Origin of the sequence: Streptomyces sp. CBMA156, from assembly GCF_014596515.1 — a bacterium.
GTDB lineage: Bacteria > Actinomycetota > Actinomycetes > Streptomycetales > Streptomycetaceae > Kitasatospora.
The window spans coordinates 1-7,220 of the sequence record NZ_MSJQ01000060.1; the positions used below are offsets into that span (position 1 = coordinate 1).

The 7,220-nt window shown below is 75.5% G+C and carries 7 protein-coding genes; 2 read left to right on the forward strand and 5 right to left on the reverse strand.

Annotation, left to right across the window (positions count from 1 at the left end):
• Positions 1-1,670: heavy metal translocating P-type ATPase (locus BU198_RS04480; RefSeq protein ID WP_188295515.1), on the reverse strand; the 1,670-nt coding region annotated here is incomplete at its 3' end.
• A 68-nt stretch (positions 1,671-1,738) separates the two neighbouring features.
• Positions 1,739-1,957, reverse strand: coding sequence for a heavy-metal-associated domain-containing protein (locus BU198_RS04485; RefSeq protein ID WP_188295516.1), 219 nt, complete (start codon positions 1,955-1,957; stop codon positions 1,739-1,741).
• Between the two features lie 178 nt (positions 1,958-2,135).
• Between BU198_RS04485 and BU198_RS04490 the strand changes: the two genes are divergently transcribed.
• The gene (locus tag BU198_RS04490) at positions 2,136-3,308 is read left to right on the forward strand and encodes a PP2C family protein-serine/threonine phosphatase (RefSeq protein WP_317619958.1); all 1,173 of its coding nucleotides are present in this window, start codon (positions 2,136-2,138) and stop codon (positions 3,306-3,308) included.
• 84 nt (positions 3,309-3,392) lie between these two features.
• On the opposite strand, the gene dhaL is transcribed toward BU198_RS04490, so the two are convergent.
• Together dhaL and dhaK are read right to left on the reverse strand one after the other, a co-directional pair.
• Positions 3,393-4,043, reverse strand: a complete 651-nt coding sequence (gene dhaL, locus BU198_RS04495; protein WP_188295517.1) for a dihydroxyacetone kinase subunit DhaL — start codon at positions 4,041-4,043, stop codon at positions 3,393-3,395.
• A gap of 15 nt (positions 4,044-4,058) precedes the next feature.
• Positions 4,059-5,051 carry a dihydroxyacetone kinase subunit DhaK gene (gene dhaK, locus BU198_RS04500; protein WP_188295518.1) on the reverse strand — a complete coding sequence of 331 codons (993 nt, stop codon included), beginning with the start codon at positions 5,049-5,051 and terminating at the stop codon, positions 4,059-4,061.
• A gap of 137 nt (positions 5,052-5,188) precedes the next feature.
• On the opposite strand from dhaK, the gene dhaM reads away from it, so the two are divergent.
• Positions 5,189-5,581 carry a dihydroxyacetone kinase phosphoryl donor subunit DhaM gene (gene dhaM, locus BU198_RS04505; RefSeq protein WP_188295519.1) on the forward strand — a complete coding sequence of 131 codons (393 nt, stop codon included), beginning with the start codon at positions 5,189-5,191 and terminating at the stop codon, positions 5,579-5,581.
• Positions 5,582-5,666: 85 nt separating this feature from the next.
• Here the strand turns inward: dhaM and BU198_RS04510 are convergent.
• Positions 5,667-7,220 (reverse strand): bifunctional 3'-5' exonuclease/DNA polymerase (locus tag BU198_RS04510; RefSeq protein ID WP_188295520.1); only part of this gene is annotated, 1,554 nt, incomplete at its 5' end.

Sequence of the window (7,220 nt, forward strand, 5' to 3'; positions counted from 1 at the left end):
AGGTGCTGCGCGCGGTCGGCCAGCAGGGCCTCGCGCCCGGCGACCACCGTGCGGCCCGCCACGACCCCCTGCACGCCCCGCCCGGGCACGTTGCGGAAGTCCTCGACGGCGGGTAGCCCGCCCGCCCCGGCGGCGGCCTCGGCGATCGCCCGGGCGATCGGGTGCTCGGAGGCGTGTTCGACGGCGCCGGCCAGGCGCAGCGCCTCGGCCCCGTCCACGCCCTCGGCGGTGTGCACCGCGAGCAGGGTCATCCGGCCGGTGGTGACGGTGCCGGTCTTGTCCAGCACGACGGTGTCCACCGTGCGGGTCGTCTCCAGCACCTCGGGGCCCTTGATCAGGATGCCGAGCTGGGCGCCGCGGCCGGTGCCGACCATCAGCGCGGTCGGGGTGGCCAGGCCCAGGGCGCACGGGCAGGCGATGATCAGCACGGCGACGGAGGCGGTGAAGGCCTCGGTGGGGCTGTCGGTGGCCAGCAGCCAGACCACCAGGGTGGCCAGGGCGATCAGGATGACGACCGGGACGAAGACTGCGGAGATCCGGTCGGCCAGCCGCTGGGCGGCGGCCTTGCCGTTCTGGGCCTCCTCGACCAGCCTGGCCATCCGGGCCAGCCGGGTGTCCGCGCCGACCCTGGTGGCCTCGACCACCAGACGCCCGCCCGCGTTGACGGTGGCGCCGGTGACGGCGTCGCCGACGGTGACCTCGACCGGGACGGACTCGCCGGTGAGCATCGAGGTGTCCACGGCGGAGCCGCCCTCGACCACCACGCCGTCGGTGGCGATCGTCTCGCCGGGGCGGACCACGAAGCGGGTGCCGACCGTCAGCCGGTCCACCGGCAGCCGCACCTCCCGCCAGGCCGGTCGCCCACCGCCACCCTTGTCCGAGGGCGCTTCGCGCCCACCCCCCTCGTACTGGAGGACCGCGACGTCCTTTGCGCCGAGGTCGAGCAGGGCGTGCAGCGCGGCGCCGGCCCGGCGCTTGGAGCGGGCCTCCAGGTAGCGGCCGAGCAGGATCAGCACGGTGACGGCGGCGGCGGTCTCCAGGTAGAGCGTCGAGGAGGCGTCGGTGTCGCCGACGGACAGCGAGAAGTCGTGGTGCGTTCCCGGCAGGCCGGCGCGGCCCCCGAAGAGCGCCCAGCAGGACCAGCCGAAGGCGGCCAGGGTGCCGAGCGAGACCAGGGTGTCCATGGTGGCGGCGCCGTGCCGGAGGCTGGTCCAGGCGGCGCGGTGGAAGGGCAGGCCGCCGTAGACCACGACCGGGCCGGTGAGCGCGAAGGCCAGCCACTGCCAGTCGGTGAACTGGAGGGCGGGGACCATCGACAGCAGGACCACGGGGACGGCGAGGACGGCGCTGATCAGCAGCCGGTCGCGGTGGGGGTACCCCGGGCCGGATTCGCGCGGGGCCGTGGCGGCGGCCGGTTCGGGGGCGGCCGGCGGCGGGGGGAGCTCGGCGGTGTAGCCGGTGCGCTCGACCGTGGCGATCAGGTCCTCGACCGTGGTTCCGTGGCCGAAGTCGACCCTGGCCTTCTCGGTGGCGAAGTTGACGGTCGCCTCGACGCCGTCCATCCGGTTGAGCTTCTTCTCGATCCGGGCCGCGCAGGAGGCGCAGGTCATCCCGCCGATCGACAGCTCGACCCGGTCCCGGGCTCCGACGTCCGGGGCGGACGTGCTCATGCGGATCAGCTCCTTGGTGCGGGTGGACGGCGGGGGACGCTCCGGCGGCCCCCGCCGCACCGGGTGGTTCAGGCGCTGCGGCCGACCAGCTCGTAGCCGGCCTCGTCGATCGCGGCGCGCACCTGCTCGTCGTCCAACGGGGCGGCGGAGGAGATCGTCACGGTACCGGCGCCGGAGTCGGCGGCGACCTCGGTGACCCCGGCCAGGGCGGAGACCTCCTCGCTGATCGCCTTCTCGCAGTGGCCGCAGCTCATGCCGGACACGGTGTAGGTGATGGTGCTGGACATCGGGGCCTCCGGGAGGTCTGGGCGTCCGGGCGGTCGCCCGGGGTGCGGTGTCGGCGCTGTCTCTCTGTTCGACACCATACCTATCGGGGGTATTCCCGGGAGTGGTGGGGGATGCTTCACATCGTAGGGACCCGGGGCCGGTCGGGCCTCGTCCGTGATCGTCCCTTATGTTCGGTATGTGTTTCCGCCCCACCGCGCCCAGTCACCCTCGGCTCCCAAGGCAGCCGGACTGCCGCCGGACCGGCAGCGCGGCGCCCTGCTCGCCGCCGACCTCCAGGACGTCCCGTTCTGGCGGCGGGCCACGCCCGCGCTGGTCGCCGTCCTGCTGGTCGCGCTGGCGGACTTCCTGTCCGGCCAGGACCGCTACCTGGCCCCGCTGATGACCGTGGTGCCGACGGTCGCGGCGCTCACCCTGAAGCCCCGCGAGCTGCTCCTGGTCTGCTCGCTCGGGCTGCTCGCGGTGTTCGGGCTCAGCCACCACGACCAGGTCGACAACATCAACGACGCCCGCTTCCTGTACGGGGCGATGATCAGCTACGTCGTGCTGACGCTGTTCTCGGCCTGGGTCGCCAAGGTCCGGATGCGGCGCGCGGCGGCCTTCGCGGCCGTCAGCTCCGTCGCCGAGGCCGCCCAGCGGGCGCTGCTGCGGCTGCCCGGTCCCGCGGTCGGGCCGCTGCGGCTCGCGGTGCGGTACGTGTCGGCGGCGGACGCCTCGCGGATCGGCGGGGACCTGTACTCGGTGCTGGAGACGCCGCACGGCACCCGGGTCGCGGTCGGGGACGTCCGGGGCAAGGGGCTGGCGGCGGTGCAGACCGCGGCCGTGGTGCTGGGCGCGTTCCGCGAGGCGGCGTACGACGAGGCCGGGCTGCGGGGCGTCGCCGCGCGGATCGAGGCCAGTGTCGAACGACACGTGCCGGACGGGGAGTTCACCACGGCGCTGTTCGCGGAGTTCCGCACCCCGGGGGCGATGGAGCTGCTCCAGTACGGGCACGTGCCGCCGATCCGGGTGGACGGCGAGGGGCGGGCACACGTGCTGCACGCGCCGGACCCGTGGGTGCCGCTCGGGCTCGGCCGGCTGGCGGCGGGGGAACCGAGCACCTGGGGGCTGCCGTTCGGGGCGGAGGACGTGCTGGTGCTCTGCACGGACGGGGTGATCGAGGCGCGGCACCGGGTGAGCGGGGAGTTCTATCCGCTGGCGGAGCGGGTCGGACCGCTGGTGCGGGGAGCCTCGCGCTCGGCGGGGGAGCTGGAGGCTGCCGTCGGGCGGGTGTACGCGGACCTGCTGGCGCACACGGGTGGGGAGCTGCGGGACGACGCGCTGCTGTTGCTGATCGCGCGGACGGACGGGTGAGGGAACCGTTTCCGGCGGGCACTTCCCGCACGGTTCGCCGGGCTGCGGCGGACGCCCGGCGAACCGCGTGAGGAGGGGGAGGGCTCAGCCCGCGGTGACGTCCGCGAGGGCGCGGAAGACGAGGGCGGTGGAGGTGGCGCCCGGGTCCTGGTGGCCGACGCTGCGTTCGCCGAGGTAGGAGGCGCGGCCCTTGCGGGCCTGGAGGGGGACGGTGTCACGGGCGCCCTGTTCGGCGGCGTCGGCGGCCGCCGCGGCGGCTCCAGGGAGGCCCGCCCCGGCCGCCGCCGCGGCACGGAAGGCGGCGACGGCCGGGGTCCAGGCGTCCACGATCGTCTTGTCGCCGGTTTCGGCCTTGCCGAGGAGGCGGACGGCGTCCAGCCCGGCCGACAGGGCCTCGGCGAGCGCGGCCGGGTCCGCCGGTTCCGGCAGGGCGGCGCCGATGGCCCGGAAGGCCTTGCCGTAGAGCGGCCCCGAGGCGCCGCCGACCTTGGAGATGAGGGTGGTGCCGGTCTTGGTGAGGACGGCGCCGGGGCCGGCCGGCCGGAGGCCGTCCAGGGCGGCCAGCGCGGCGGTGAAGCCGCGCTGGAGGTTGCTGCCGTGGTCGCCGTCGCCGATCGCGGAGTCCAGCTCGGTGAGCCGGGACTGCTCCTTCTCGACGGCCGCGGCGATCGCGCGGATCCACGCCTCGGCCGCCGGGGTGTCGAACTCGTCGAACTGCCGGATGTCGGGGTCCATCGGGTCTCCTTCGGCTCAGCGCTTGAGGGCGGGGGTGTCGACGGGCGCGTCCCAGAGCTCCAGCAGCTGGGTGTCGGCCTTGGTGAGGGTGAGCGAGAAGCCCGCCATGTCGAGGCTGGTGACGTAGTTGCCGACCAGGCTGCGGGCCACCGTGATGCCGTGTTCGGCGAGCTTGGCGGCGACCTCGCCGTAGACCACGTACAGCTCCAGCAGCGGGGTCGCGCCGAGGCCGTTGAGCAGGGCGATCACCTCGTCGCCCGGGGTCAGGTGGTGGTCGGTCAGGATGGTCTCGACCACCTCGGCGGCCAGCTCGCGGGCCGGGCGGAGCTTCTCGCGGCGGCGCCCGGGCTCGCCGTGGATGCCGACGCCGACCTCGATCTCGTCCTCGGGCAGGTCGAAGCCGGGCTTGCCGGCGGCCGGGACGGTGGCCGCGGTGAGCGCGACGGCGAAGCTGCGGGAGGCGGCGTTGACCCGCTCGCCCAGGGCGGCCACCTCGTCCAGCGGGGCGCCGCGCTCGGCCAGCGCGCCGGCGGTCTTCTCGACCAGGACGGTCGCGCCGGTGCCCCGGCGCCCGGCCGTCCAGGTGGAGTCCTCGACCGCGACGTCGTCGTTGACCAGGACGGTGCGGACCTCCAGGCCCTCCTCGGCGGCTAGTTCGGCGGCGAGCTCGAAGTTCATCACGTCGCCGGTGTAGTTCTTCACGACGAACACCACGCCGGCGCCGGTCTCCACGGCCTTGGCGGCGGCCAGCATCTGGTCGGGGACGGGGGAGGTGAACACCTCGCCCGGGCAGGCGGCGTCGAGCATGCCGGGGCCGACGAAGCCGCCGTGCAGCGGCTCGTGGCCGGAGCCGCCGCCGGAGATCAGCGCGACCTTGGGCCCGGCCGGGCGGACGGCCCTGGTGATCACCCGGTTGGGGACGTCCACCGCCAGCTCCGGGTGGGCGGCGGCGATGCCGGCCAGCGCGTCCTCCAGGACGCTCTCCGGGGTGTTGATCAGCTTCTTCAACGCTCTTCGCTCCCTCTACCGCGGCGGACGCTGCTGCCCCGACGCTACGCCAGACGGGGGTGCCGGGCACGAGGTGCGACACGCGGGATTCCGATCACCCTCCCGGAGTACCCGGTTCCGGCCTTAGGGTCGGCCGCATGAGTGAGAACGTGGGCATTGTTCTGGTCTCGCACAGCGCCCGGCTCGCCGAGGGGCTGCGCGAGCTGCTCGGCGAACTCGCCTCGGACGGCGTGCGGGTGGTCGTCGCGGGCGGCACCGAGGACGGCGGGCTCGGCACCAGCTACGACCTGATCGCCGCGGCGGTCGGGCAGGCCGACGCCGGGGCGGGCGTGGTCGTGCTGCCGGACCTCGGCAGCTCGGTGCTGACCGCCGTCACGGTGCTGGAGGACGAGCCGCGTCCGGGTGTGCGGCTGGTGGACGCGCCGTTCGTGGAGGGCGCGGTGGCCGCCGCCGTCACCGCCTCGACCGGGGCGGCGCTGGCCGAGGTGGTCGCGGCGGCCGAGGACGCCCGCTCCTTCCGGAAGCTGTAGCCGCCCGGCGGCCGCGGCTGCTCGGTGTCCGTGACTGCTTGGTGTCCGTGACTGCTCGGCGGCTGCGGCTATATGGCGGCTGCGGTTACTTGGCGTCCGCGTAGCAGTCCACCACCGCGGTGCTGAGCGGGAAGCGCACCGGGGTGTCGCCGAACACCAGCCGGCTGGCCTCGTCGGCAGCCCCGGCGACGGCGGCGGCCACCTCGTCGGCGAGGTTGGCCGGCGTGTGCACCATCACCTCGTCGTGCTGGAAGAACACCAGGTGCGGGCGGTCCGCCGGGCCGGCCGCCGGAAGTTCGTTCAGCCGTCGGCGCAGCGCCGCGAGCAGGGCCAGGGCCCAGTCGGCGGCGCTGGCCTGGATGACGAAGTTGCGGGTGAACCGGCCGCGGGCGCGGGCGGTGCGGCCGCCGGCCTCGCCCGCGGTGTCGGCCTCGGTGAGGTCGAGGAAGTCGTCGGAGGCCGGCGGGCAGACCCGGCCGAGCCTGGAGGCGACCACGCCGCCGTCCTCGCCGGTGCGGGCGGCGGCCTCGACGTACCCCATCGCGGCCGGGTAGCTGCGGCGCAGGGTGTTCAGCAGCGGGCCGATGTCGCCGCTGGTCTGCCCGTACATGGCGCCGAGCAGGCCCAGCTTGGCCTTGTCCCTGTCCCCCTGGAAGGCGCTGGCGGCGAGCGCCTCGTACAGGTCGCCGCCGGCGGCGGTGCGGGCCAGTCCGGCGTCCTGGGAGAGCGCGGCGAGCACCCGGGGCTCCAGCTGGGCGGCATCGGCGACCACCAGCAGCCAGCCGGGGTCGGCGACCACGGCCCGGCGCAGGATGCGCGGGATCTGGAGGGCGCCGCCGCCGCGGCTGGCCCAGCGGCCGGAGACCACGCCGCCGACCACGTACTCGGGCCGGAACCGGCCGCCGCGCGCCCAGGCGTCCTGCCAGGCCCAGCCGTGCGCGACGTGGATCCTGGACAGCTCCTTGTAGCGGACCAGCAGCCGCGCCGCCGGGTGGTCGACGCCCTTGAGCTCCCAGGAGCGGGTGGAGCCGAGCTGGATGCCCGCCTCGCCGAAGGCGCGCAGCACCTGGGTGTGCGAGTCGGGGTTGAACGGCTTGGCGCCGAGGGCCCGGTGGAGCTCGACGGCGAGTTCGGCGAGGACCCTGGGCTGGGTCCCGGCGACGGCCGGGCGGGGGCCGAGCAGCTCGGTCAGCAGCCCGTCGTGGACGTCGGCGCGCCAGGGCAGGCCGTCGTGAGCGATCTCGGCGGCCACCAGGGCGCCGGCCGACTCGGCGGCGGCCAGCAGCCGGAACCGCTGCCGGGCCGCGGGGTCGGTGATGGCGGCGATCCGGCGCTGCTGCTCGGCGTGCACGGCCACCACGGCGGCCAGCGGGTCGGCGCCGGGCGGCAGTTGCAGCCGGTCGGGGGCGAAGAGGGTGTCCTGCCCGTCGTCCGCGTCGGCGAGCCCGGGCTCGGGCAGGTCCTCGGGGACGGGCAGCCCGCGCAGCCTGCACCAGGCGGCGCCGAGCGAGCGGGGTGCGCCGAACCGGCCCTCGTGGCCCAGCAGCAGCGCCTCGACCAGCCGCAGGTCGTGGCAGCGGGCGAGCCGCTCGGGCAGGCGCGGCAGCAGCGGGGCGTACCCGGAGTCGGCGGCGGCCCA

Excerpts from the sequence above, each read along its gene's own strand:
- BU198_RS04485 (WP_188295516.1), bottom strand. The coding sequence starts at position 1,957 with ATGTCCAGCACCATCACCTACACCGTGTCCGGCATGAGCTGCGGCCAC.
- dhaL (WP_188295517.1), bottom strand. The coding sequence starts at position 4,043 with ATGGACCCCGACATCCGGCAGTTCGACGAGTTCGACACCCCGGCGGCC.
- dhaM (WP_188295519.1), top strand. The coding sequence starts at position 5,189 with ATGAGTGAGAACGTGGGCATTGTTCTGGTCTCGCACAGCGCCCGGCTC.